Genomic DNA, 23,831 nt, shown 5'->3' on the forward strand with positions numbered 1-23,831 from the left:
GGTGGTCATCTAGAGGGACGGCGGTGCATCGCGGGACGCTACGTGATTGAATGACGAACGTCTGCGAGGAGGAGAAGGGACACCATGGAGCTCTCGCTCACTGAACGCACTGCAGCGCCCCACCACATCATCGAGGTGGAGGGCGAGATCGACGTCTACACGGCGCCCAAGTTCCGGGAGGCTGTCGTAGCGGCCATCGACGCAGGTCATACGCGATTGGTGATCGACATCGAGAACGTCGCGTTCCTCGACTCCACGGGCCTCGGCGTCCTCGTCGGTGCGCTCAAGCGGGTCCGCGCGGACGGCGGGTCGCTCGACATCATCTGCACGAGCGATCGGTTGCTGCGGATCTTCAGCATCACGGGCCTGGACAAGGTCTTCGGGCTCCACGAGTCCTACGAGGCACTCGCCGGCGCCGACTCCGCGTGACCTTCGCCCCGGAGATTCTCGATGACGCGCAGGTCGCGAACCTGCGCGAGCAACTCGCGGGCTTCACGGTCGACGCCGTGCACGCCGTCCTCGGTGATGCGGCGTGGTACGCGCTCGCCCGCAACGAGACCGTTCCGGCCCGGCGGGCGACGAGCGACGGTAGCCGGCTCTCGACCCTGATCCGTCTGTTCCAGCTGCAGATCCCGGTTCCGGCCTCGGCGGTACGTGCCGGGTTCGGTGAGCTCGCCGAACCGCTCGCCGCGGCGGGCGTCCTGCTCCGCGATGGCGACGATGTGCGAGCCGCCGTCGACATTCGCCCCTACGGCGACGAAGGCCACGACTGGTGGGTCGTGGCCGATCTGACGCCGGGGCTCGACGGCCGAGCGACGGCGATGGACCCGTCGTACGTCCTCGGCATCAGCGAGGCGTCGTCCTCCCTCGCCCAGCTGACCGCGCGGCCCGCCGTGGAACGTGCGCTCGACCTCGGCACGGGGTGCGGTGTGCAGGCGCTCCATCTGGCCACGCACGCTCAGCGCGTCGTCGCCACCGACGTCAATCCCCGCGCCCTTCAGATGGCGCGGCTCAGTGCTCGGCTCAATGGCGTCGAACTCGACGTGCGCGACGGCAGCCTGTACGAGCCGGTCGTCGGCGAGCGGTTCGACCTCATCGCGACCAATCCGCCGTTCGTCGTCTCCCCACCGGACGGTGCGCGCCTCGTCTACCGGGAGACGGCGTTTCCGGCCGACGATGTCGTGCGCCGAGTGGTGGCCGGAGCCTCGGACCATCTCGCACCGGGCGGCTGGTGCCAGATCCTCGCCGCCTGGGTGCACCGTGAGGGCGAGCCGTGGCAGGAGCGACTCGCCTCCTGGATCGAGCCCACCGGTCTCGACGCGTGGGTCGTCCAGCGCGAGGCTGCCGACCTGGCGAGCTACGCCGAGATGTGGCTCGCCGATGCAGGACTGCGCGGCGCCCCTGACTACCCCGAACGCTACGACCATTGGCTCTCCTGGTTCGCCGACCAGCGGATCGAGGCGATGGGCTTCGGCTGGATCTCCCTGCGCAAGGCCGAGCGCACCTCGCCCGTCGTACGGATCGAGGAGTGGACGGGCGACGTCGGACAGCCGATGGGAGAGGCCGTGCTCGACTGGGGTCGCCGGGTCGACGCCCTCGCCGGGACCGACGATGTCCTGGAGCGCCGCTGGCGCCTGGCTCCTGATGCTCGCCAGGTGACGTACGGCCCGGTGGGTGCCGCCGACCCCGCGACGATCACGGTGCATCTCGACCGCGGGCCGCGCCGGGTGGCGCAGGTCGACACCATCGAAGCCGGCCTGCTCGGCACGAGCGACGGCGAGCTGACTGCCGGCCAGATCCTGGACGCGCTCGCCAGCCTGCTCGGCCGCGACCGCGAGCAGCTGCGCGCCACCTACGCGCCGATCGTCCGCGAGCTGGTCGCCGACGGCTTCCTCGTTCCCTGAGTGGGGGACCCGCGCGGTCAGTCGAGGGAGCGGACGACATCGCGGCTGCCGAATCGCTGGCCGAGCAGCGCGACGAGCGCGATGACCACGGCGACCCCGCCGCCGAGCGCGAAGCCACCGGCAGCTCCGAAATGGTCGATCGACCAGCCGATGAGCGGGGCCGCGGACGCTCCTCCGACGGTGAACGCCGTGCCCTGCCATCCCATGGCGACTCCGCGATCGCGTTCGTCGACCAGATGGGTGATCCACTCGGTCGCCGCCGCGAGCGAGGGGGCGCACAGGAAGCCTGCCGGGATCGAAGCGAGCGCCAGCACGAGCACCGAGTCGGCCAGCCCGATCGGGATCGTGAGCAGCCCCATCGCGAACAGCAGATAGGTGGGCCGGATCGAACGGCTCTGCGCGCCGTAGACGAGACCACCGAGCAGCGACGAGGCGCCCCAGCCGAGGTAGACGACCCCCACCATGGCGATGGCGTCGATCTCCCGCAGCGCCGCGATGATGCCCAGATCGGTGGCCATGAGGGCGAACATGGTGCCGGCCGACAGGGCGAAGAGGTAACCGATCGTGGGCGTCATCCACCCGCGCTTGGGCGCGATCTCCGCGGTAGGGGACCCGGACTCCTCGACGGTCGCGGACCGCGTCGGCGGGTTCATCGCGAAGAAGATGAGCCCGGCCAGCACGGTGCACGCACCGACCAGGAGGAGCGCGATGACCGGACTCGCCTGGACGACGAGCACGCCACCGATCGCCGGGCCGATGATGAACGCCGCCTCACCCACGACCGAGTCGGCCGCGAACGCGGTGCGCCGCTGTTCGATGGGGGCGAGGATGCCCAGCGCGAGCCGCGCGATCGTCTGGACCGGGATGAGGAAGACGCCCGCCAGGAACGCGACGGGCACGAGCCCCCAGAAACCGACGAACGGGACGAGCGGGTACAGCAGCACCACGGCGACGAGCGATGGGATGAGTGCGCGCCGCACGCCGAAGCGATCGATGAGCTTGCCGCGCCAGGGCGAGCCGACGGCGGCGCCGATCGTCTCGCACGCGGCGATGATCCCCGCCTCGGCGTAGCTCCGGTCGAGCCCCTCCACCACGTACAGGGTGAAGACGAGCGGCAGCGCCATCATGGGGATACGCGAGAAGAACGCGGCGACGAACAAGATGCCGACCCGCGGGATGCGTAACAGGTCTCGATAGACCCCGAGCCTCACGAATGGATCTTGGCACGCGGCACTGACATGCTGTTCCTCGGGAGCATGCTGCGCGGCGGAGGGTTGACAGGGCACGCTACGGTGTGCTGCGTTCCCACCATTCTCGGGATCAGTCAGGAAGTGGGTCGTGGCCAAGCTCGTCATCGTCGAGTCGCCGAACAAGGTACGCAGCATTCAGGCGTACCTCGGCGACGACTACGTCGTGGACTCCTCCGTGGGGCACATCCGCGACCTTCCGCGGGGAGCGGACCAGGTGCCCGACAAGCACAAGGGCAAGGCGTGGGCCCGGCTCGGCGTCGACATCGAGAACGGATTCGAACCCGTCTATGTCGTGTCTGCCGACAAGAAGTCGCAGATCACGAAGCTCAAGAAGCTACTGAAGGACGCCGACGAACTCGTCCTGGCGACCGATGAGGACCGCGAGGGCGAAGCCATCGCGTGGCACCTGCTCGATGAGCTCAAGCCCAAGGTCCCGGTCAAGCGCATCGTCTTCAACGAGATCACCAAGGAGGCGATCCAGCGCGCGATCGCCAACCCGCGCGACGTCGACATGGATCTCGTCGACGCGCAGGAGACCCGGCGGATCCTCGACCGGCTCTACGGGTACGAGGTCAGCCCGGTCCTGTGGAAGAAGGTCATGAGCGGCCTCTCCGCGGGCCGCGTGCAGTCGGTGGCCACGCGCCTCGTCGTGGAACGCGAGCGCGAGCGCATGGCGTTCACCGTCGCGTCCTACTGGGATCTCGAGGCCACCTTCGACGCCGGTGAGGGTCACGAACCGCGGACGTTCGGCGCCAAGCTCGCCTCCCTCGACGGCAAGCGGGTCGCGAACGGCTCGCACTTCGACAACACCGGCCGGCTCAAGGGCAAGGGCGACGTCGCGCATCTCGACGAGGAGAAGGCGCGTGCCCTGGCCGCCTCGCTCGAGGGCCGCGACTTCGCGGTCCGCTCGGTCGAGTCCAAGCCGTACACCCGCCGGCCGTACGCCCCCTTCCGCACCACGACGTTGCAGCAGGAGGCCTCCCGCAAGTTCGGTTTCGGCGCCCAGCGGACGATGTCGGTCGCGCAGCGGCTCTACGAGGGCGGCTTCATCACCTACATGCGTACGGACTCCGTGACGCTGTCGCAGAGCGCCATCGCCGCGGCCCGCGCGCAGGTCAAGGAGCTGTACGGCGCGTCCTACCTGCCCGACAAGCCGCGCGTCTACACCGGCAAGGTCAAGAACGCTCAGGAGGCGCACGAGGCGATCCGCCCCGCTGGCGAGTCGTTCCGCACCCCGCGGCAGACCGGCCTGTCCGGTGACGAGCTGCGGTTGTACGAGCTGATCTGGAAGCGCACCGTCGCCTCCCAGATGTCCGACGCGAAGGGCGAACAGGTCAGCATCCGGATCGGTGCCGAGGCCGGTAGCGGGGAAGACGTCGAGTTCGCGACGAGCGGTCGCACCATCACGTTCTACGGCTTCCTCAAGGCGTACGTCGAGTCCAGCGAGGACCCCGACGCCGCCGACGACGACCAGCAGACCAAGCTCCCGGTCCTCGGCGAGGGTGAGCAGGTCACCGCCACCGAGCTCGAGGCCGCTGGTCACCAGACCAAGCCCCCGGCGCGGTACACGGAGGCCAGCCTGATCAAGGAGCTGGAGGAGCGCGAGATCGGTCGGCCGTCGACGTACGCGTCGATCGTCAACACGATCCAGAACCGCGGCTACGTGTACAAGAAGGGCACGGCGCTCGTGCCGGCCTGGATCGCGTTCAGCGTCGTCCGGCTCATGGAGCGGCACTTCGGGCGCCTCATCCAGTACGACTTCACGGCCGAACTCGAGGACGTGCTCGACGAGGTCTCCCACGGACGTGAGGATCGCGTCGCGGTGCTGCAGAGCTTCTGGGCCGGTGAGGGCGAAGGCAACACGGGCCTCAAGCGGCTCGTGGACAACCTGCCCGACATCGATGCGCGGGAGATCGCCACGTTCGAGATCGGCGAGGACATCCACCTGCGCGTCGGGCGGTACGGCCCCTACCTCGAGGGCCCGCCCATGGTCACCGGCAAGGACGGCACGGAGCAGCCCACGCGGGCGAACGTCCCCGAGGACCTGCCGCCGGACGAGCTGACGCTCGAGAAGGCCAAGGAGCTGCTGGCCAACCCCGCCGGGGCGGAGCGCGAGCTCGGAACGCACCCGGAGACGGGGCTTCCGATCGTCGTCAAGAACGGCCGGTACGGCCCGTACGTGACCGAGGCGCTGCCCGAGGACGCGCCGAAGAGCGAGAAACCGCGCACCGCGAGCCTGTTCAGCTCGATGAGCCTCGACACCGTCACGCTCGAGGACGCCGTCAAGCTGCTGACTCTGCCCCGGATCGTCGGCACGGACACCGACGGCACGGAGATCACCGCGCAGAACGGTCGATACGGTCCGTACCTCAAGAAGGGCACGGACTCGCGGTCACTGGAGTCCGAGGAGCAGCTGTTCACGCTCACCGAGGAGCAGGCGCGGGCGATCTACGCACAGCCCAAGACCTTCGGTCGTCGCGCTGCCAAGCCGCCGCTCAAGGAGCTCGGCGAGGACCCGGTGAGCGGCAAGCCGATCGTCGCCAAGGACGGCCGGTTCGGTCCGTACGTGACCGACGGCGAGTACAACGCGACGCTGCGCAAGGACGACGACATCGAGACGCTCACGCACGAGCGTGCCGTGGAGCTGCTGGCGGAGCGCCGGGCCAAGGGCCCGGCCAAGAAGGGTGCCAAGAAGACCACGAAGAAGTCGGCTGCCAAGAAGACGACGGCCAAGAAGTCCACGACGAAGAAGACGACCAAGAAGTCCACCGCCAAGAAGTCCTGACGCGGCGCGGATTCCGTGGTGCGTCAATGCCGGGCGTTCCGGTGACACGGTCCTACTCTCGTGTCATGACAGAACTCACTCCGGTTCACGGCACCGCGCAGAAGCTCGGTGCTGAGGCACTCGGTACTTTCTGGCTCGTCTTGGGGGGCTGTGGCACTGCGATCTTCGCCGGCGAATACGTCGGCTTCGTGGGTGTCGCGCTGGCGTTCGGTCTCACCGTGCTCACGGGTGCCTACGCCTTCGGTCCCGTCTCCGGCGGCCACTTCAACCCTGCTGTGTCGGTCGGCCTCGCGGTCGCTCGTCGCTTCGCCTGGAAGGAGCTGCCGGGCTATGTGGTCGCGCAGCTCATCGGGGCGACGATCGCCGGGGCGGTGCTGCTGCTCATCGCCTCGGGCGTCAGCGGCTTCACGACCGCGGACGGCTTCGCGACGAACGGCTACGGCGATCATTCCCCGGCCGGCTACAACCTCACGTCGGTGATCGTCGCCGAGGTCCTGCTGACCGCCTTCTTCCTCTTCGTCATCCTCGGTGCGTCGGCCAAGCGCGCGGCGGTCGGATTCTCCGGCCTCGTGATCGGCCTGGCCCTCACCCTCATCCACCTCATCAGCATCCCGATCAGCAACACCTCGGTGAACCCGGCGCGGTCCCTCGGCGTCGCCTGGTATGCCGGCGCCGATCCGCTCAGCCAGGTGTGGGTCTTCATCGTGGCGCCGCTCCTCGGCGCGGCGATCGCCGGATTCTCGTACGCGTTCCTGCTCGGTGACGACTGACCGTTCTCCACACCCGGTGCCCTGAGCGGGGCCTTCGTGGGCGGGCCCCATTAGGCTCGCTGTCATGGAGGCCTCGCTCTACACCGAGACCGGTGTGTTCATCGCGTTCGAAGGCGGTGAGGGGTCCGGCAAATCCACCCAGGCGCGCTTGCTCGCCGGATGGCTCGAGGAGCACGGCCGATCCGTCGTGCTCACGCGCGAGCCGGGCGGCACGGCCGTGGGTCAACGGTTGCGCGACATCCTGCTCGACCCCTCCACCGGCGATCTCTCGCCGCGGGCCGAGGCGCTCGTCTACATCGCCGACAAGGCCGAGCACGTCGATCACGTGGTGCTCCCGGCCTTGGCCGACGGAAGGGTCGTCATCTCCGATCGCTACGTCGACTCCACGCTGGCCTATCAGGGCGCCGGGCGAGCGCTGCGTGCCGGCGAACTCGAGCCGATCGCCCGCTGGGCCACCTCCGGCCTGCGGCCGCACCTCACCGTCGTGCTCGACATCGATCCCGTCGTCGGGCTCGAGCGCGCCGGCGCGCCTGATCGGATCGAGCGCGAGCCGCTGGACTTCCATCGCCGAGTGCGCGAGCACTTCCTCGAACTCGCCGCCGCGGACCCCGGCCACTACGCCGTCGTCGCGGCCGATCAGGATCCGCAGGAGATCCACCTCGCGATTCAGCAGGCCGTCGCGCCCTGGCTGGTGCAGGTGACGGCATGACGGCCGTGCTCAGCGGCGTGTGGTCCGATCTGGTCGGCCAGGACACCGTCGTCGCCTCGCTGCGTGAGGCCGTCGACGCGGCCTCCTCGGCCGCCGGCTCGCGCGAGCGTGGCATGACGCACGCCTGGCTGTTCACGGGTCCGCCCGGCTCGGGGCGGTCCACCGCCGCGGTCGCCTTCTCCGCGGCGCTGCAGTGCGAGAACGGCGGCTGCGGCACGTGCCAGTCGTGCACCACGGCGCGGGCCGGCAGCCACCCCGACATCACCGTGCTCAACACCGACGGCCTCTCGATCGGTGTCGCCGAAGCCCGCGAGATCGTCCGCACCGCGGCGCTGCGGCCGGCGGTCGGTCGCTGGCAGATCATCGTCGTCGAGGACGCCGATCGACTCACCGACCAAGCGGCCAACGCGCTGCTCAAGGCGGTCGAGGAGCCGTCGCCCTACACCGTCTGGATGCTGTGCGCCCCGGCCGTCGAGGACGTCATCACCACCATCCGCTCGCGGTGCCGTCCGGTGTTGTTGCGGACGCCCTCGGTCGACGCCATCACCCGGCTGCTCGTCGAGCGCGACGGTCTCGAGGAGGTCGACGCCCGGGCCGCGGCAGCCGCATCGCAGGGACACATCGGACGGGCGCGAGGGCTGGCTCGCGACCCCGAAGCTCGACGCCGGCGTGCCGACATCCTCGGGCTGCCGCACTCGCTGCGCACGCTCGGCGACTGCCTGCGCGCTGCCAAGCGCATCGACGACGAGGCCACGGCGCGCGCCAACGCCTATTGCGATGTCGCCGACGACCGCGAGAAAGCCGATCTCCAGGCGTCGTGGGGTGTCGAGGACCGCGGTAAGCGTCCCGCCGGGTACGCCGGTGCGCTGTCGGCCCTCACCAAGGAGCAGGAACGCCGCCGCAAGCGCATGGCTCGCGACAGTATCGACGGCGTCCTGCTCGACCTGCTGTCGTTCCTGCGTGACGTCATGGCCGTCCAACTCGGTGCGGGCCAGCACCCGATCAACGCCGACGTCGCCGACGACGTCGCCGCGATGGCGCGCGACCGCAGCCCGGAGTCGATCGTGGAGGCGATCGACGCCGTCGTGCAGTGCCGCGAGGCGCTCGAAGCCAACGCCGCGCCTCTGCTCGCTGTCGAACACATGATGACGAGGTTCCTACCGTGAAGCGTTCCGTCGCCGTGGGGGTGGGCGTCGCCGTCGCCGCCCTCGCCCTGACCATCGCCGCCGCGCTGGGTGTCGCCAGCCTCCTGCGCGACGACGCGCCTCAGGCCACACCGTCCGAGCCGACCGGGGAGCAGGCACCCGACGGCCTCGAGGACTTCTACGCGCAGCACGTCGAATGGCGCGACTGCGAGGGCGGAGCCCAGTGCGGCACCGTCGAAGTCCCGGTGGACTATGCGGAGCCGGACGGCGAGACGCTCGAGCTGGCCATGCGCAAGGTGCCGGCCACCGGCGACGCGCAGAGCACGCTGTTCGTCAACCCCGGCGGGCCCGGAGGATCTGCCCAGGAGTTCGCCGACTACCTGAGCTCGATGCTCGGCGCCGATGTCCGCGAGATGTACGACGTCGTCGGCGTCGACCCGCGGGGCGTCGGTGAGAGCACCCCGCTGCAGTGCCTCGACGATGCCGACTTCGGGGGATTCATCGCACTCGATCCCGACCCCGAGACGCCCGACGAGGTGGACGCCGTGCGCGAGGGCATCGTCGATATGGGCGAGGCGTGCGCGCAGAACTCCGGAGAACTCGCCGCCCACGTCTCCACCGAGGAGGTCGCTCGCGATCACGACATCGTACGCGCGGTGCTCGGCGAGGACCGGCTGGACTGGTTCGGGGCGTCGTACGGCACGCAGGTGGGTGCCACGTACGCGCATCTGTTCCCCGAGAAAGTTGGCCGGATGGTGCTCGACGGCGGCCTCGACCCGAGCCTCGACTCGATCGACCTGTCACTCGGACAGGCGCAGGGGTTCCAACTCGCCCTGGAGTCGTACATCGACGACTGCGTCGCCAAGGGCTGCGTGCTGGGCGAGACCCCCGAGCAGGCGCTCGATACGGTGGCCGCCTTCATGCAGCGCCTGGAAGAGCAGCCCATGGCCACCGAGAGTGGGCGTGAACTGACCGAAGGGCTGGCCTTCTACGGCGTGGCGGTCACGCTGTACGCACAGCAGTCGTGGTCGTACTTGACGGCCGCCTTCGAAGCGGCGCTGGAAGACGACGACCCGTCGATCTTCCTGCAGCTGGCCGACATCTACTTCGACCGCAACCTTGAGGGCGAGTTCATCAGCAACTCCGGGCAGGTCATCTACGCGGTCAACTGTCTGGACGGCTCGCCCGACATCTCGGTAGAGGAGCTGGAGGCCGAGGTTCTGCCGCGTTTCCGCCAGGCGTCGCCGATCTTCGGCGGAGCGCTCGGTTGGGGTGTTCTGGCCTGCGCCGACTGGCCGATCGAGGCGAGCTACCCGCAGGAGGCGGTCACTGCGGAGGGCGCCGCACCGATCGTCGTCGTCGGCACCACGCGCGACCCGGCCACGCCGTACGCGTGGTCGGAGGCGCTCGCCGCGCAGCTCGAGTCCGGCGTCCTCGTCACCCGGGAGGGCGACGGGCACACCGGCTACGGCATGGGCAATGCCTGTGTCGACGAGGCGATCGACGCCTATCTCGTCGACGGCACGGTGCCCGAGGACGGCCTCGTCTGCGGCGAGTGAGTCGGGCGCGCGGGGGCGGTCAGTCCCGGGCGATGGCCTCGTGGTGGTGGATGACCTCGTCGATGATGAACGTCAGGAACTTCTGCGCGAACGCCGGATCGAGGTCGGCCTCCTCGGCCTTGGCCCGCAAGCGGGCGATCTGACGTGCCTCCCGGTCCGGATCGGCGGGCGGGAGGTGGTGCTCGGCCTTGAGTTTCCCGACCCGCTTCGTGCACTTGAAGCGCTCCGCGAGGAGGTGCACCAGGGCGGCGTCGATGTTGTCGATGCTGGCGCGGATCTCTTCGAGCTCGGCGCGGATGTCGTCGTCCACCCCGCGATTCTACGAAGCACCCCCTCGATTCGATCCAGCGCGGGTCCCCAGGTAGACTCCCTGTGGTTCGACGGGCGATCCTCGTCGACCGCGCCGCCTTAGCTCAGTCGGTAGAGCATCTCACTCGTAATGAGAAGGTCGTCGGTTCGATTCCGACAGGCGGCTCCACTCTTCGCAGCGCCGGCCCTGGGGTTCGGCGCTTTTTTGGTGCTCAGGCGCGCTGTCGGGGTGACTCGACGCGCTCGTCGGATCGACGCATCGGCTCGCCCTGGCGCGCGGACTCGGTGCGGAACCAGACGCCCACCCGCTTGGCGAAACGATGGGACGGGCGCTCGACGAGGCGGAAGAACACGGCCGCGGCCGGGATCGAGACGGCGAGCGCGATCGGGAGGACGTACGGTCCGCGGTCGGGCCCGAGGAGCTCGGCAGCCGCGATGATGATCGGCTCGTGGATGAGATAGAGGCTGAAGGAGATACCGCCGAGCCACAGGACCGGGCGCAGCTCGAGCATCCGCACGAGCGGCCGCGCGTGGACAGCGGCCGCGACGAGGATGCCGGAGCCCAGCACCACGAGGACACCGGTCAGGGCGGTCGTGCCGGCCGACGGCGCGAGGATCGGAGCCAGGCTCCAGCGGCTGCTGATCAGCAGGAGGCCGAACAGCGCCGCCGCCGTCCATCCCCATCGGGCACGACCTGAGGTGCTCGGCGTGGTGGTCACCAACTCCGACAAAGCGATGCCGACGCCGAACATCGGCAGGTAGATGAGCCATGCGTCGCCGGCGTAGTAACCGACACCGGACGCGGCGATGCACAGGGCGGCGAGCAGGAGGGGCGATCGCCGCAGTGCTACCGCCGCGACCATGTACAGCGGCAGGAGGACCGAGAAGATGACCTCCCACTGCAGCGACCACAGCGGACTGATGAGGCGCGAGGGCCCGAAGACGAGGGTGAGGTCGTGGAGCACACCGGTCACCGTGGGAGCAGGCGGACGGTGCGCGATCCACGGGCCGAGTGACCCGTCTGCGGTTCGAGGGAACGCCGCAGCCACCGCGACGCCGAACGCGACCGCACCGGCCACCGGGAGATAGAGGCGCGCGAGCCGCTCGGGAAAGTAACCGGCCCAGTCGAATCGCGGGCTCCGTGCCTTCAGCCCGAGCACGAGGCCCGAGAGCACGAAGAACACCACGACCGCCTCGCCGCCGGCCCACACCAGGTGCAAGGGCGTGTAGCTGAGCCACCAGGCGGGTGAGCCCTCGGTCGTCGCCTCGTAGGGCGCGAAGTAGGGAGTCGCCAGCGCCGGGATGGTCAAGACGGCGTGGTGCACCACGACGACGAGCGCGGCGAGCCCACGAAGACCGTCGAGCGACCGCAGGCGCGGCGTCGTCTGGGGCTCGGGCACGCGCTCCATCCTGGCAGGGCAGCAAAAATGCTGTGCTCGACGCTCGCGTTGATCGAGGGCAGGGCGAGATCAGGCAGGCGGAGTGGAAAGACGGCGGGCGACCGTGACGTCCGTGCTGCTGTGAGCGACGATCGAAGCCAGGACGACGACTGTGGTGAGTGCGAGAACGTCGTCAGCCATGTCCATGCCGCTGAAGGCGACGATGACGGCGTACGCGACGCTGGCGAAACCTTTGGGGCCGAACCAGGCCACGGAAAGCCGTTCGGCCATCGTGAGCCGCGTACCCACCAGGGTGAGCACGATGGGTGCGGGACGGGCGACGAGGATCACGAGGCCGGCGAGAATGACGCCCGCCCATCCCGCGGTGCCCAGCGTGCCGAGATCGACCAGGGACGCGAAGGCGATCAGCGCGGCCCCCTTGACCATCTCGGACACCAGCTCGCCCGTCGGGCGGAAGGTCTCGGAGGCGTCGGGCGCCAGCGTCGCGATCGTGGCTCCTGCGAGGAAGGCGGCGAGGAACTGGTTGGCGTGAATCTGCTCGCAGATGCCGAACAGCAGCACCGCGCAGGCCAACGGCCCGAGTGGGCGCAGGGAAGCCACGGCTCCCACCCCGGGGATGCGCAGCAGCAGCCAGATGAGGACGGGCAGGGCGATGCCGACCGCGGCGCCGGCGGCGAGCTCCACCACCAGAATCCCGGGGTCGGTGGAGAAGTTCTCGGGGGCACCGCCGGCCACGCCGACGAGGACGAGCACGGCAGGCAGCGCAAGCCCATCGTTGAGTCCACTCTCGACGTTGAGCAGGTTACGCACCCGGGCGGGGACGTCCTCCCGCCCGACCAGGGCGGACGCGAACACCGGGTCGGTGGGCGCGAGGACGGCGGCAAGGACGAGGGCCACCAACCACGGCAGACCGACCACGAAATGCCCGGCGGCGGCGATGATCGCGAAGGTCAACGGCATCGCGAGCAGCAGCGCGCGCGCCGGCGCACCCAGCCGCCGCCTCACCTCGCGCCATGGAGCGTGTTGCCCGTCCGTGAACAGGATCGTGAACAGTGCGATCTCAGCGGTGCGTTCGACCACGTGATCATCGAGATCGACGAGGTCGAACCCGAGTGGCCCTGCCACGAGGCCGGTCACCAGGAAGACCGCCGACGTGGACAGCGGGCTGCGTGCCGCGATGGCTGACGTGAGCACGGCCAGGAGGGCCGCCGTGCCGAACACCAGAGCGAGGGCGGTCACAATGCGGCCTCGTCTCGATGCTGCTCCCCGCGATGGTCCCGCACGTAGGCGGCGAGGATCTGGGCGGTATCGCCCCCCGTCCGAAGGTGCTGCCCGTCGAGGTCTCCGGCCAGCACCGAGAGCGTGTCAGCGAGCATCCGTCCGAGGCGGCGGACGTCGGCGGACCCCGCTTCCGCTGCGCTCTCGACGAGGACGAGTGCATAGGAGAGGTTGGCCGACAGCGACGTCGATTCCTCTGCGTCCCAGAAGTAGTAGGTCTCGGCGTACTGCTTGACGTCGACGGTGATGCCACGCAGATCGGCAGCGAGCGATTCGAGCACGGCGGCCGCGATCCGCGGGTCGCCCGCGGCCACCGTTTCGTGGGCGCGGCTCGTCGCGAGGCCGTGCAGTCGGAGGGCGGCCGCCCGGCGCCGGCCGAGGGCCGGGTAGATCTGCAGGATCCAGGAGATGGCCGCCGTCAGCAGCACGAATCCGACCACGGCCTGCAGTGGCGCGAGCAGCCGGAGCGCCGGAGTCGCCGGCACGATGTCGCCGAAACCGAGTGTCGCGACGGTGACCAGCGACAGGTACAGCGACGCCCAGACGTCGTCCGACCGATGGGGTTGAAGTGAACTATCGAAGTAGAAGCCTTCGGGCATCCAACTCAGGTAGATCAGGGCCCACCCGACGATGGCGAGTGACGACCAGACCAGAACGGTGGTGAAGACGATCACCGGACCCACGACCGTGTTACGGCGCCGGAATCGCAACGTCGCCTGATCGACCCGCCAGATGGCTCTCGCTACTCGACGGGCCAGCGTGCCGAAACCTGATGGGTGCCAGAGGGTGTGGAAGATATCGCGCACGGCCACGACGATGGCCACTGCCCCGAGCGCCCGAAGCAACCAGTCAAAGAGCACAGTTCACGGTAGGCCGGGCACCGGTACTCCGCGACTTCGACGGCGCGGAGAGGACGACCGCCTCAACCGGCCAGGCGGCGCAGCCGGTCCACCGCCTCGCCGAGCACCTCGGGACGCTTGCAGAACGCCCAGCGGACGAGCGGGCGGCCCGCCTCCTTGTCGTCGTAGAACACCTCGTGCGGCACGGCGACGACACCGGCGAGCTCGGGGAGCCGGCGGCAGAAGTCGACGCCGTCCGCGAAGCCGAGCGGGCGGACGTCGGTCGTCGTGAAGTACGTGCCCTCGGGAACGTAGACATCGAAGCCGACCGACGCGAGACCCTCACACAGCTGGTCGCGCTGGTGGCGAAGCTGAGCGCGGAGCTCCTCGAAGTAGCGCGCGTCCTGGCCCAGCGCGAGCGCGGCGGCGGGCTGCAGCGGCGCGCCGGAGGTGTACGAGAGAAACTGCTTGACCCCCATGACCGAGCGGACGAGATCCTCGGGCCCGCTCGCCCATCCGATCTTCCAGCCGGTGAGCGAGAAGCTCTTGCCGATACTGGAGATCGTGACGGTTCGCTCCCGCATGCCCGGCAGCGTCGCGATCGGGATGTGCGGTGCGTCGAAGGTCAGGTGCTCGTACACCTCGTCGCTGATGACGACCAGGTCGTGTTCGCGGGCGAGCTGGGCGATCGCCTCGAGTTCCTCGCGCCGCAGTACTGCTCCGGTGGGGTTGTGGGGAGTGTTGAGCAGGATCACCGCGGTCCGGTCCGTGACCGCGGCGCGGAGCTCGTCGATCGGCAGACGAAAGTCCGGAGTCCGCAAGGTGACCGGCACCCGCGTGCCCCCGGCCATCTGGATCATGGCGGCATAGGAGTCGTAGTACGGCTCGAGCGCGATCACCTCGTCACCGGGATCGACGAGCCCGAGGAGCGCCGCGGCAATGGCCTCGGTCGCGCCGGTGGTCACCACGATCTCGTGGTCCGGGTCCAGCTCGAGGTCGTACCAACGGCGCTGGTGCTCCGCGATCGCCTCGCGCAGGGGAGGGATACCGGGACCGGGCGCGTACTGATGGTGTCCGCCGTCGCGTACCGTGCGGGCGGCCACGTCGATGACGGCGGCAGGACCATCGGTGTCGGGGAACCCTTGGCCGAGGTTGATCGCCCCGGTGCGCAGGGCGAGGGCGCTCATCTCGGCGAAGATGGTGGTGCCGAGACCGTCGAGCCGGGCGCTGGAAGCCTTCACTGACGCGACGATAGTCGACCTGGTGGAGAACAGAGGTCGGCCCGCCGTTCTCGGGGGGTGAAACGGCGGGCCGTCGGCAGCTGCGAGTCTCCTCTGTGCTGCGGCTCCATGCTATCGGGCTCCGCGGACGGGAGCAAGGAGATTGAAGAAAAAATTTTCTGCCGGTCGACTTCGCTCGCCAGGCCGAGGGAGGCAATGGAACACTAGGGGCGTGAGTACGGACGTGAAGCCTCGCAAGTCAGGCCGAGTGCTGGGTGTGCTGGGACTGGCGTTGATCCTCGCCGGCCTCGCCGTGCTCGGTTACGTCGGCTGGCAGTACTACGGCACCACCTACGTGGCCAAACGCGAGCACGCCGCCATCATCCAGCAGTGGGAGCGCGGCGACGAGGTCATCGACGGCGAGGGACTGCTGCGGGTACCGCGATTCGGCGAGGACTACGTCGTCCCGATCCTGCTCGGCTTCGACGACCCCACGTTCGCCAAGGGTGTCGGCATGTATCCCGAGGGCGCCCGCCCCGGCGAGGTCGGCAACCTGGTCCTTGCCGCCCACCGGGTCACCCACGGCGAACCGTTCCGCAAGTTCCCCGAACTCCGCCCCGGCGACGAGATCATCGTCGAGACGCGCACCGACATCTACACGTACGAACTGCGCACCGACGGCTCCACCCGCGTCGACTTCCGGACGACGTGGCCGCTGCAACCCGTCCCCGATCCCGAGGCCGAAGGCCAGGAGCCGACGGAGAAGCTCGTCACGCTGCTGACGTGCTCTGAGTTGTTCCACACCGACGACCGCAGCGTGGCCATCGGCGCGCTGGTGGACGTGCAGGCCAAGAGCGGCGTCTCCAAGTCCACGACGTAACCGCGGGTCGAAGATCGCGCGCGGCCACGCCTTAGGCTGATCGCCATGCACGACTACCAGCGCGAGTTCATCGCGTTCGCGATCGAGCACGACGTCCTGCGCTTCGGTGAGTTCACCTTGAAGTCCGGACGCGTCTCGCCCTACTTCTTCAATGCCGGGAGTTTCGACACCGGTGCGCGGCTGGCCGCGCTCGGCCGTTTCTATGCGGCGGCGATCGAGGAGAGCGGCATCGACTTCGACGTCGTCCTCGGGCCCGCGTACAAGGGCATCCCGCTGGCCGCGGCGGCCACGATCCAACTGTCCGACGAGTTCGGTCGCGACGTGCCCTGGGCGTTCAACCGCAAGGAGGCCAAGGACCACGGCGAGGGCGGAATCTTCGTCGGAGCGGCCGTCGAGGGCCGCGTGCTCATCATCGACGACGTGGTCACGGCCGGAACGGCGGTGCGCGAGATCCTCGACCTCATCGACGGGGCCGGTGCCGCGGCCGCCGGGGTCGTCGTCGCGATCGACCGCCAGGAGCGTGGAACCGGCGCGGTCTCGGCGATCGAGGAGATCGAACGCGAGCGCGGCGTGTCGGTGCGCGCGATCGTCACGCTCGACGACGTCATCGCGTACCTGGAGGAGACCGGGCGGTTCGCCGACCGGCTGCCGGCGATGCGGACCTATCGCGAGACCTACGGCGTGGCGTGAGCGAACCGGAGGAGGTCGGCGTCGGCCCCTGGGAGGGCCCCTGGCCGGACGATCCGCGTTACGATCCCGACCTGCTGCGGGAGGGTGACCGGCGCAATGTCGTCGACCGCTACCGCTACTGGCGGGTCGAAGCGGTCGTCGCCGACCTGGACGCGCGCCGGCACCGCTTCCACGTCGCCATCGAGAACTGGCAGCACGACTTCAACATCGGGTCCATCGTGCGCACCGCGAACGCGTTCGCGGCCGCCGAGGTGCACATCATCGGCAAGCGGCGCTGGAACCGGCGCGGGGCCATGGTGACCGACCGCTACCAGCACGTCCGTCACCACGAGGACGTCGAGACCTTCGCGGCCTGGGCGCACGCGGCCGGCCTGCCGATCCTGGCGATCGACAACCTGCCGGGATCGTCGCCGATCGAGACCGCGACGCTCCCCGAGGCGTGTGTGCTGGTCTTCGGGCAGGAGGGCCCGGGGATCACCGAGCCGATGCGGCGGGCGAGCGATCGTACGCTGTCGATCGCGCAGTTCGGCTCGACCCGGTCGATCAACGCGGGCGCGGCGGCGGCGATCGCCATGCACGCCTGGATCCGCCAGCACGCCGACGTGAGCTGATCCCGTCCCGACTGGGGCTGAGCACGCCTCGGCAGGCCGACGTCGGCGCCGCCTGACCGCGCGACGCCTATACTCGTGCTGTTCATCCCTTGAACCACATCTCGTCGCGGGAAAGCCGGTCCGAATCCGGCACTGTCGCGCAGCCGTGGGCCTTCGGGCGAGTCGGAAGACCGGGCGAGATGCGTCGTCACGTCACACTGTCGCGTGCTGCAGTGGAGTGACCGCCCCGGCGGCCACCCCCGGCCGCACGCCGGAAGGGCACTGATGGTCAGCACCGAGGCGCCGGCCCGGGTCCAGCGAGGACCCCTGCCGCGCGACCTCCATCCCGGTGCCTGGTGGGGGTGGGCGTTGACGCTCGCGGCCGCCGCATCGGGGACCACCAACCCCGTGGTGCTCGGTCTCGTCGTCGCCGTCGCCTGGCTCGTCGTGGTCAGCCGCCGCAGCGACGCGCCCTGGGCCCGCGCGTTCCGGTTCTACCTCTGGTTCGGTCTCGTCATCGTCGTCCTGCGCGTCGTGTACCGCATCGTCTTCGGCGGCGGCTCGACGACCGGCGATGTCGTTCTGCTCTCACTGCCGGAGATCCCGCTGCCCGAGGTCGTCCGCGGCATCCGGTTGCTCGGCGACGTGACCCTCTCATCCGTGCTCGCCGGTTTCTACGACGGCCTGCGGCTCGCCGCCGTCATCATCTGCATCGGGGCCGCCAACGCGCTGGCCAATCCGCAGCGTCTGCTCAAATCGGTCCCGCCCGCTCTGTACGAGGTCGGGACCGCCCTCGTCGTCGCGCTCGCCGTCTTCCCGCAACTCGCCGAGAGCGTCCAGCGGGTGCGGCGCGCACGGCGGCTGCGCGGCGACCCGGGCAAGGGCGTCGGAGCGCTGCGCCGCGTCGTCGTGCCGGTGCTCGAGGATGCGCTGGAACGGTCGATGACGCTGGCCGCCGGGATGGACGCCCGGGGCTACGGCCGCAGCGGGGGAGTGCCGCGCCGCGAGCGGGCCGTCACCGGCGCGTTCATGCTGGCCGGGCTGTTCGGCGTCTGCGTCGGCACCTACGCCTTCCTCGACCAGACCGCGCCTCGCGTGCTCGCCTGGCCGCTGCTGCTGCTCGGGGTCGTTCTCGCGGCGGCCGGCTTCCACCGGGCGGGCCGCCGCGTGCGCCGGACGCGGTACCGCCCGGATCCGTGGCGGACCGGCGAGTGGCTCACCGTCGCGTGCGGCGTCACGGCGGCGGTGCTGATGCAGTTCGTCGCACCGGCCGCGGCCTTTCCGTCGCCGACCGGTGTCCCCGAGGTCTCGCTCCTCGCGCTCGGCGCCGTCCTCGTGGCGGCCATCCCGGCGTTCGCGACGCCCGTACCGAGGCCGATGCGATGATCGAGCTGCGCCACGTCTCCTTCGCCTACGACGGCGAGACCACGGCCACCCTTCACCACGTCGACCTGCACATCGCCGAGGGCGAGCTGGCGCTCGTCGCCGGCCGCACCGGCTCGGGCAAGTCCACGCTGCTCGGCATGTTCAACGGCCTCGTGCCCCATTTCAGCGGCGGCGTGCTCAGCGGCGACGTCCGCGTCGCCGGCGAGTCGGTCATCGGTCGACCGCCGCGGGAGCTGGCCCACCTGATCGGCTACGTCGGACAGGATCCGGCCGCCGGCTTCGTGACCCACACGGTCGAGGAGGAGCTGGCCTACGGCATGGAACAGCTGGGGCTCGAGCCGAGCACGATGCGCCGGCGAGTCGAGGAGACGCTCGATCTGCTCGGCATGGCCGACCTGCGGGAGCGGTCGCTGCGCACGTTGTCCGGGGGGCAGCAGCAACGCGTCGCGATCGGTTCGGTCCTGACGATGCATCCGCGCGTCCTGGTGCTCGACGAGCCCACGTCGGCGCTCGACCCCACGGCTGCTGAGGACGTCCTCGCCACCATCGCCCGCCTCGTCGACGACCTCGCGCTCACCGTCGTCCTCGCCGAGCACCGCATGGAGCGCGTCATCCCCCTCGCCGACCAGCTCGTCATCGTCGAGGACGGGACGGTGCGCAGCGGGTCGCCCGCCGACCTGTTGGCTGAGGCCCCCGTGGCCCCGCCGCTGATCGAACTCGGGCGGCTCGCCGGATGGGATCCGCTCCCGCTGTCGGTGCGCGAGGCACGCCGGCGGGTCCGGACCGAGCCGTTCGTCCTCACCGCGCCGCCACGCCGCCCGGAGCCCTCGGGTTCGCCGCTCCTCAGGGCTACGGGAGTGACGGTGGCCTATGGCACCACTCGTGCCGTCGAGAACGTCGACCTCACCGTCCGCGCCGACGAGGTGCTCGTCGTGATGGGTCGCAACGGCTCCGGCAAGTCGTCGTTGCTGTGGGCGATCCAGGGCACCGGCCCCCGGCGGTCCGGTGACGTGCGAGTCGGTGCGGAGGGCGTGGACCCGGCCGAGGTGTCGGCCGACGAGGCGCGCATGCTCGTCGGGTTGGTGCCGCAGACCGCGGCGGATCTGGTCTACCTCGAGACCGTGGCCGAGGAGTGTGCGGCCGCCGATACGCAGTCCGGGTCACCCGCCGGCACGTGCGCGGAACTGCTCCAGCGGCTTGCTCCGGGAATCGACGCCGGGCACCACCCCCGCGATCTCTCCGAGGGGCAGCGGCTCGCGCTCGTCCTCGCCATCGTGCTGACGGCGCGGCCTCGCGTCGTCGCGCTGGACGAGCCGACCCGGGGCCTGGACTACCGGGCGAAGGCGGAACTGGCCGACGTGCTGCGTGCCCTGGCCGACGACGGCCACGCGATCGTGCTGTCGACGCACGACGTCGAGTTCGCCGCGACGGTCGCCGACACCGTCGTCGTGATGGCCGACGGCGAGGTCGTGTCCCGCGGTCCGGCCGACCGCGTCCTGGCCGAATCCCCGGCCTTCGCGCCCCAGGTGTCGAAGGTCCTCGGTCCTCAGTGGCTCACGGTCGGCCAGGTGGAGAGGACGCTGCTATGAGCGCGCCCGCCGCCGTGCCGATCACGCGGCGCTCGGCGATGGTGCTGGCACTGGCCTCCGTCGCGGGACTGTTGATGTTCCTGTGGCCGCTCGTCCTGCAGCCGTCCGCCGACGCTCAGCGGGTCGACCAGCCGTTCCTCCTCCTGGTGCTGCTTCCGGTCGTGGCACTGGTCGTGCTGGCCGAGCTCTCCGAGGGCGGCATGGACTCCAAGGCGCTCGCGATCCTCGGTGTGCTCACCGCGATCAACGCGGCACTGCGGGGCCTAGGGGCCGGGACCGCGGGTATCGAGATGGTGTTCTTCCTGCTGATCCTCGCCGGCCGGGTCTTCGGGCCCGGTTTCGGGTATGTGCTCGGCTGTACGACGATGTTCGCGTCCGCGTTGCTGACGTCCGGAGTCGGTCCGTGGCTGCCGTTCCAGATGCTGTGCTCCGCGTGGATCGGCATGGGGGCGGGATTGCTGCCGCGCCGCGTCGGCGGTCGTGCGGAGATCGCGATGCTCGCCGGCTACGGCATCGTCTGCGCGTACCTGTTCGGCATGCTCATGAACTTGTCCTCGTGGCCGTTCCTCATCGGCATCGACAGCGGCTCGCTGTCCTTCGTCCCCGGCGACCCGGTCCTGGAGAACCTGCAACGTTTCCTCGTGTACACCCTGCTGACCTCGACGGCCGGCTGGGACACTGGACGCGCGATCACCAACACCCTGCTCATCGTCATTCTCGGGCCCGCCCTCCTCACCACCTTGCGCCGAGCGGCGCGACGGGCCCGCTACCTCCCGCCGGTCGACCCGGCACCCGAAAGGAGACCTCAGCTGTGAATCGTCTGCTCGCCGCCGTGGCGCTGGTGTTGTCCGGCCTCGTCATCACCGCGCCGCCGGCCACCGCCCACGGCCAGTGCGAAGGCCCCTCGGACGTTCCGATCCTCATCGAGTACGGCTCGCTCGCCGGCGCCCCCACGACCGTCTGCGCTCAAGGCGCCGCAGGGATGCGCGCCCTCGACGCACTGACGATGGCGGGCATCGAGATCGAGGGAACCGTCGAGTACGGCGACAGCGTCGTGTGCCGTGTGAACGGCCTGCCCGACGAGGAAACCGAGCCGTGCACCAGCATGCCGGCCGCCGACGCGTACTGGGCGTTCTACATGGCGACCGACGGCGCGCCGTGGCAGTACGCCGAGTCCGGCGTCTCCGAGCAGGTGCTCGCCGAGGGTGATTACGTGGCATTGAGCTTCCAGGAGGGCGGCGAGAGCCTGCCGACCTTGGCCGCCGACGCGCAGTTGCGGGCCGACGCCCACGCGCCCGCCTCCGACGCGAACGCCGCGGACGAGCCGGAAGCGCATGAGGCGGCAGACGCCACCGACGAAAGCGACGACGGCGGCGCCGACCTGGGCCTCGTCATCGGCATCGTCGTCCTGCTCGCCGTCGTCGGCGCTGCGGCCGTCATCCTGGCCCGCCGCCGCTCGAACACGTAACCGTCACGGACCTGGGCGGTGAGCTATCACGCACGGCGACGCTCGAAGTGCGGGATAGCTCACCGCTCCGCGCTCACGCCCTACCGCCGCTGAGGTGTCGTCACTCGTCGTCCTGGCGCTCGCGGCGATACCGCAGATAGAGCAGCGACATTACGAGCACGTTCAGCGCCAGGAGAGCGACGACCAGCACGAGGAACACGTCCATACCGACCAGACGCGGAAGTGGTCAGAATCTGACGCGAGAATTCGTCAGAAACTGGTGGAGCCGGTCGGGCTACCTGACACGTCGGGCGCCGACAACGTGGCGGTTCCGGTGGGTGTCGTTTCGGACAACATCGGGATGGTCAGCGACTCGATCGGCTGCCCCGGCACCCAGTTGAGCGTGCACGTGGTCTTGTCCCAGAAGTAGCCGCTACCGATGACGGCTGGCTCCGCCCCGCATTGCCAGCCGCCATCGTTGCTTGGCTGGAAGTAGGCGAAATCGGTCAAGTGGATGGACAGCACCAGCGTCGTCGGCTCGGTGAATCCCTCCGCCGTGTTCTGGAAGGCGAAGGCGAGGTCCCAGGTGCCTGGGGCCTCGTTCACGACGTTCGCGGCGGCGAAGGACAAGTCCGTGATCACCGGCTCCGGTGTTTCACCGCCGCCGGTTCCGCCGTCACCGCCGCCGTCACCGCCGCCGTCACCGCCGCCAGTTCCGCCGTCACCGCCGTCACCGCCGCCAGTTGCGCCGTCACCGCCGTCACCGCCGTCACCGCCGCCACCGTCACCACCGCCACCACCGCCGCCGGTTCCAGGATCGTTCGGCCGCGGCCGCGGCCCCGGCCCGGGGCCGGGAGCTGGCGCGGGCGCCGCCGGCGCTGCAGCGACCGGCGCTGCCGCCGCCGGAACCGCCGCGGCCACGGGTCGTAGCGCCGGCGCTTCAGGCGTCTCAGCCGGTTCGGTCGCCTCGGGATCGTCCTCCGTTACCGGCTTCGTTCGCTCGCTGGGCTGAGCGGGCGGGGCGGCCGCCGGCGGGATCGCATCGCTCGTGGGCGTGGACGGTCCGAACCCGCCGACGACCAGCGCAGCCGCGGCTGCGGCCACCGCCACGCCGCTGGCCACGCCCGCGGTGGTGGTCACCGAGCTGCGCAGTGCCCGGCCCTTCGGGCGGGGCCCCGTCCCGCCATGGCCACCGCCCGCCGCTCCACCACCCGCCGCGCCCGTACCGGTCGCTCCCGTGGCGACGAGTGCCTTCGGCCAGAACTCCGGGCGCAGCACCAGAAAGCCTGTAGCGGCCAGCGGCCAGAACCAGACACCGAGGCGCGTGTTGACCTCGACGAGCGAGGCGTGCTGGAGCATGCAGTCGGGGCAGACGTCCAGGTGCCGCCGGACCTTCTCGTGCGCCGCCTCGCTCAACCCGTCGCGCACGTAGGCACTCAGCCGCTCGCGGGTCCAGCGGCACTGGCGCGACTGCGACGTCGTCAGGTGGCGGTCGAGGTAGCTGCGGCGCAGCCCTTCGCGCGCTCGGTAGGCCAGCGCCGAGACGCGCGGCGCCGAGACGCCCATGCGTGCGGCGACCTCCGCGGGCTTGCGGCCCTCGACCTCGAGGTACCAAAGCACCTCGCGCCAGTTCTCCGGAAGCGCCGACAACGCCTGTCCGGCCCGGTCGAGGTCGATCGGATCGAGCACCTCGTCGGGGGTCTCCTCGTCGAGGAGCCAGGGGCTGTCGGAGGCGGGAAGTTCTCGCCGGCGCGAGCGTTGGAAGTCGATGTTCAGGCGTCGGACGGTCGACGCCAGGTAGCCGGCCATGTTCTCGTTCGGCCCGCGGCCGGAGCGGATGGCTGCGAACACGCGAGAGAAGGCCTCGGCGACGAGATCGTCGCCGCGTTCGGGATCGAGGGCGCGAGCGACCCGCTCGGCCCCGGGCCGGTAGCGGCGGTACAAGGAGTCCATCGCCGCGACATCACCACGTCGAAGGGCCTCGATGAGCACGTTGTCAGGGGCATCGAGGGCGGGGGACGACGGTTCAGCCATCTTTCTCTCCGGTCATTCGGGCAGGCGTCAGTGACGTAAGAACCCGA

21 protein-coding genes, 1 tRNA gene and 1 riboswitch are annotated in these 23,831 nt (G+C 70.0%); of the genes, 15 read left to right on the forward strand and 7 right to left on the reverse strand.

The features are described from left to right. The first annotated feature begins 84 nt into the window (after positions 1–84). Together D9V41_RS02525 and D9V41_RS02530 are read left to right on the forward strand one after the other, a co-directional pair. Positions 85–429, forward strand: a complete 345-nt coding sequence (locus tag D9V41_RS02525; RefSeq protein ID WP_121792928.1) for an STAS domain-containing protein — start codon at positions 85–87, stop codon at positions 427–429. After that, the gene (locus tag D9V41_RS02530; RefSeq protein ID WP_243697129.1) at positions 426–1,904 is read left to right on the forward strand and encodes a DUF7059 domain-containing protein; all 1,479 of its coding nucleotides are present in this window, start codon (positions 426–428) and stop codon (positions 1,902–1,904) included. Before D9V41_RS02525 ends, D9V41_RS02530 begins: the two co-directional genes overlap by 4 nt. Positions 1,905–1,921: 17 nt before the next feature. Here the strand turns inward: D9V41_RS02530 and D9V41_RS02535 are convergent, their stop codons facing one another. Further along, a complete protein-coding gene (locus D9V41_RS02535) occupies positions 1,922–3,115 on the reverse strand; it encodes an MFS transporter (protein WP_166375879.1) in 1,194 nt (397 codons plus the stop codon). Positions 3,116–3,242: 127 nt separating this feature from the next. On the opposite strand from D9V41_RS02535, the gene topA reads away from it, so the two are divergent. From topA to D9V41_RS02560, 5 genes are all read left to right on the forward strand, one after another. Continuing rightward, complete coding sequence (topA, locus tag D9V41_RS02540; protein WP_121792929.1) at positions 3,243–5,939, forward strand: type I DNA topoisomerase; 2,697 nt, start codon at positions 3,243–3,245, stop codon at positions 5,937–5,939. 65 nt (positions 5,940–6,004) lie between these two features. Then, on the forward strand, positions 6,005–6,709 hold the full coding sequence (gene aqpZ, locus D9V41_RS02545) for an aquaporin Z (protein WP_121792930.1): 705 nt from the start codon (positions 6,005–6,007) through the stop codon (positions 6,707–6,709). Positions 6,710–6,773: 64 nt separating this feature from the next. Then, positions 6,774–7,418, forward strand: a complete 645-nt coding sequence (gene tmk / locus D9V41_RS02550; protein ID WP_121792931.1) for a dTMP kinase — start codon at positions 6,774–6,776, stop codon at positions 7,416–7,418. Continuing rightward, positions 7,415–8,584 (forward strand): DNA polymerase III subunit delta', encoded by a 1,170-nt coding sequence (locus D9V41_RS02555; protein WP_121792932.1) that lies wholly within the window; start codon positions 7,415–7,417, stop codon positions 8,582–8,584. Before tmk ends, D9V41_RS02555 begins: the two co-directional genes overlap by 4 nt. Continuing rightward, positions 8,581–10,122: an alpha/beta hydrolase gene (locus D9V41_RS02560; protein ID WP_121792933.1), complete on the forward strand. Its 1,542-nt coding sequence runs from the start codon at positions 8,581–8,583 to the stop codon at positions 10,120–10,122. Before D9V41_RS02555 ends, D9V41_RS02560 begins: the two co-directional genes overlap by 4 nt. Before the next feature lie 19 nt (positions 10,123–10,141). Here the strand turns inward: D9V41_RS02560 and D9V41_RS02565 are convergent, their stop codons facing one another. Beyond that, on the reverse strand, positions 10,142–10,432 hold the full coding sequence (locus tag D9V41_RS02565; RefSeq protein WP_121792934.1) for a chorismate mutase: 291 nt from the start codon (positions 10,430–10,432) through the stop codon (positions 10,142–10,144). A 92-nt stretch (positions 10,433–10,524) separates the two neighbouring features. Here D9V41_RS02565 and D9V41_RS02570 point away from each other — a divergent pair. Then, a tRNA-Thr gene (locus D9V41_RS02570) sits at positions 10,525–10,600 on the forward strand. Between the two features lie 43 nt (positions 10,601–10,643). On the opposite strand, the gene D9V41_RS02575 is transcribed toward D9V41_RS02570, so the two are convergent. The 4 genes from D9V41_RS02575 to D9V41_RS02590 all read right to left on the reverse strand — a co-directional run bounded on the left by D9V41_RS02575 (position 10,644) and on the right by D9V41_RS02590 (position 15,189). Beyond that, entirely contained in the window at positions 10,644–11,831 is a 1,188-nt protein-coding gene (locus tag D9V41_RS02575) for an acyltransferase family protein (RefSeq protein WP_166375880.1), read from the reverse strand. A 69-nt stretch (positions 11,832–11,900) separates the two neighbouring features. Beyond that, positions 11,901–13,070, reverse strand: a complete 1,170-nt coding sequence (locus D9V41_RS02580) for a cation:proton antiporter (protein ID WP_121792936.1) — start codon at positions 13,068–13,070, stop codon at positions 11,901–11,903. Then, the gene (locus D9V41_RS02585; RefSeq protein ID WP_121792937.1) at positions 13,067–13,969 is read right to left on the reverse strand and encodes a potassium channel family protein; all 903 of its coding nucleotides are present in this window, start codon (positions 13,967–13,969) and stop codon (positions 13,067–13,069) included. Before D9V41_RS02585 ends, D9V41_RS02580 begins: the two co-directional genes overlap by 4 nt. A gap of 62 nt (positions 13,970–14,031) precedes the next feature. Next, positions 14,032–15,189: a pyridoxal phosphate-dependent aminotransferase gene (locus D9V41_RS02590; RefSeq protein ID WP_121792938.1), complete on the reverse strand. Its 1,158-nt coding sequence runs from the start codon at positions 15,187–15,189 to the stop codon at positions 14,032–14,034. Positions 15,190–15,400: 211 nt separating this feature from the next. Here D9V41_RS02590 and D9V41_RS02595 point away from each other — a divergent pair, with 211 nt between their 5' ends. The 7 genes from D9V41_RS02595 (at position 15,401) to D9V41_RS02625 (ending at position 21,771) form a co-directional block, all read left to right on the forward strand. After that, the gene (locus D9V41_RS02595) at positions 15,401–16,048 is read left to right on the forward strand and encodes a sortase domain-containing protein (protein ID WP_121792939.1); all 648 of its coding nucleotides are present in this window, start codon (positions 15,401–15,403) and stop codon (positions 16,046–16,048) included. Positions 16,049–16,093: 45 nt separating this feature from the next. Further along, positions 16,094–16,738 carry an orotate phosphoribosyltransferase gene (gene pyrE / locus D9V41_RS02600; RefSeq protein WP_121792940.1) on the forward strand — a complete coding sequence of 215 codons (645 nt, stop codon included), beginning with the start codon at positions 16,094–16,096 and terminating at the stop codon, positions 16,736–16,738. Continuing rightward, entirely contained in the window at positions 16,735–17,349 is a 615-nt protein-coding gene (locus D9V41_RS02605) for a TrmH family RNA methyltransferase (RefSeq protein ID WP_121792941.1), read from the forward strand. The genes pyrE and D9V41_RS02605 overlap by 4 nt, the downstream gene beginning before the upstream one ends. Before the next feature lie 84 nt (positions 17,350–17,433). Next, a riboswitch (cobalamin riboswitch) is annotated at positions 17,434–17,543 on the forward strand. Positions 17,544–17,613: 70 nt separating this feature from the next. Further along, positions 17,614–18,714, forward strand: coding sequence for a CbiQ family ECF transporter T component (locus D9V41_RS02610; protein ID WP_121792942.1), 1,101 nt, complete (start codon positions 17,614–17,616; stop codon positions 18,712–18,714). After that, the gene (locus D9V41_RS02615) at positions 18,711–20,303 is read left to right on the forward strand and encodes an ABC transporter ATP-binding protein (RefSeq protein ID WP_121792943.1); all 1,593 of its coding nucleotides are present in this window, start codon (positions 18,711–18,713) and stop codon (positions 20,301–20,303) included. The genes D9V41_RS02610 and D9V41_RS02615 overlap by 4 nt, the downstream gene beginning before the upstream one ends. Next, the gene (locus tag D9V41_RS02620) at positions 20,300–21,118 is read left to right on the forward strand and encodes an ECF transporter S component (RefSeq protein WP_121792944.1); all 819 of its coding nucleotides are present in this window, start codon (positions 20,300–20,302) and stop codon (positions 21,116–21,118) included. Before D9V41_RS02615 ends, D9V41_RS02620 begins: the two co-directional genes overlap by 4 nt. Continuing rightward, positions 21,115–21,771, forward strand: a complete 657-nt coding sequence (locus D9V41_RS02625; protein ID WP_121792945.1) for a hypothetical protein — start codon at positions 21,115–21,117, stop codon at positions 21,769–21,771. The genes D9V41_RS02620 and D9V41_RS02625 overlap by 4 nt, the downstream gene beginning before the upstream one ends. A gap of 249 nt (positions 21,772–22,020) precedes the next feature. Here D9V41_RS02625 and D9V41_RS18570 read toward each other — a convergent pair whose 3' ends face one another. Further along, positions 22,021–23,784 (reverse strand): sigma-70 family RNA polymerase sigma factor, encoded by a 1,764-nt coding sequence (locus D9V41_RS18570; RefSeq protein ID WP_121792946.1) that lies wholly within the window; start codon positions 23,782–23,784, stop codon positions 22,021–22,023. Between the last annotated feature and the right edge of the window lie 47 nt (positions 23,785–23,831).

The organism is Aeromicrobium phragmitis (assembly GCF_003674095.1).
Classification (GTDB): domain Bacteria; phylum Actinomycetota; class Actinomycetes; order Propionibacteriales; family Nocardioidaceae; genus Aeromicrobium; species Aeromicrobium phragmitis.

What these genes read in the sequence shown, in the direction of transcription:
- pyrE (WP_121792940.1), top strand. Translation starts at nt 16,094, where the DNA reads ATGCACGACTACCAGCGCGAGTTCATCGCGTTCGCGATCGAGCACGAC.
- D9V41_RS02620 (WP_121792944.1), top strand. Translation starts at nt 20,300, where the DNA reads ATGAGCGCGCCCGCCGCCGTGCCGATCACGCGGCGCTCGGCGATGGTG.
- aqpZ (WP_121792930.1), top strand. Translation starts at nt 6,005, where the DNA reads ATGACAGAACTCACTCCGGTTCACGGCACCGCGCAGAAGCTCGGTGCT.
- tmk (WP_121792931.1), top strand. Translation starts at nt 6,774, where the DNA reads ATGGAGGCCTCGCTCTACACCGAGACCGGTGTGTTCATCGCGTTCGAA.
- D9V41_RS02525 (WP_121792928.1), top strand. Translation starts at nt 85, where the DNA reads ATGGAGCTCTCGCTCACTGAACGCACTGCAGCGCCCCACCACATCATC.
- D9V41_RS02610 (WP_121792942.1), top strand. Translation starts at nt 17,614, where the DNA reads ATGGTCAGCACCGAGGCGCCGGCCCGGGTCCAGCGAGGACCCCTGCCG.
- D9V41_RS18570 (WP_121792946.1), bottom strand. Translation starts at nt 23,784, where the DNA reads ATGGCTGAACCGTCGTCCCCCGCCCTCGATGCCCCTGACAACGTGCTC.
- D9V41_RS02615 (WP_121792943.1), top strand. Translation starts at nt 18,711, where the DNA reads ATGATCGAGCTGCGCCACGTCTCCTTCGCCTACGACGGCGAGACCACG.
- D9V41_RS02555 (WP_121792932.1), top strand. Translation starts at nt 7,415, where the DNA reads ATGACGGCCGTGCTCAGCGGCGTGTGGTCCGATCTGGTCGGCCAGGAC.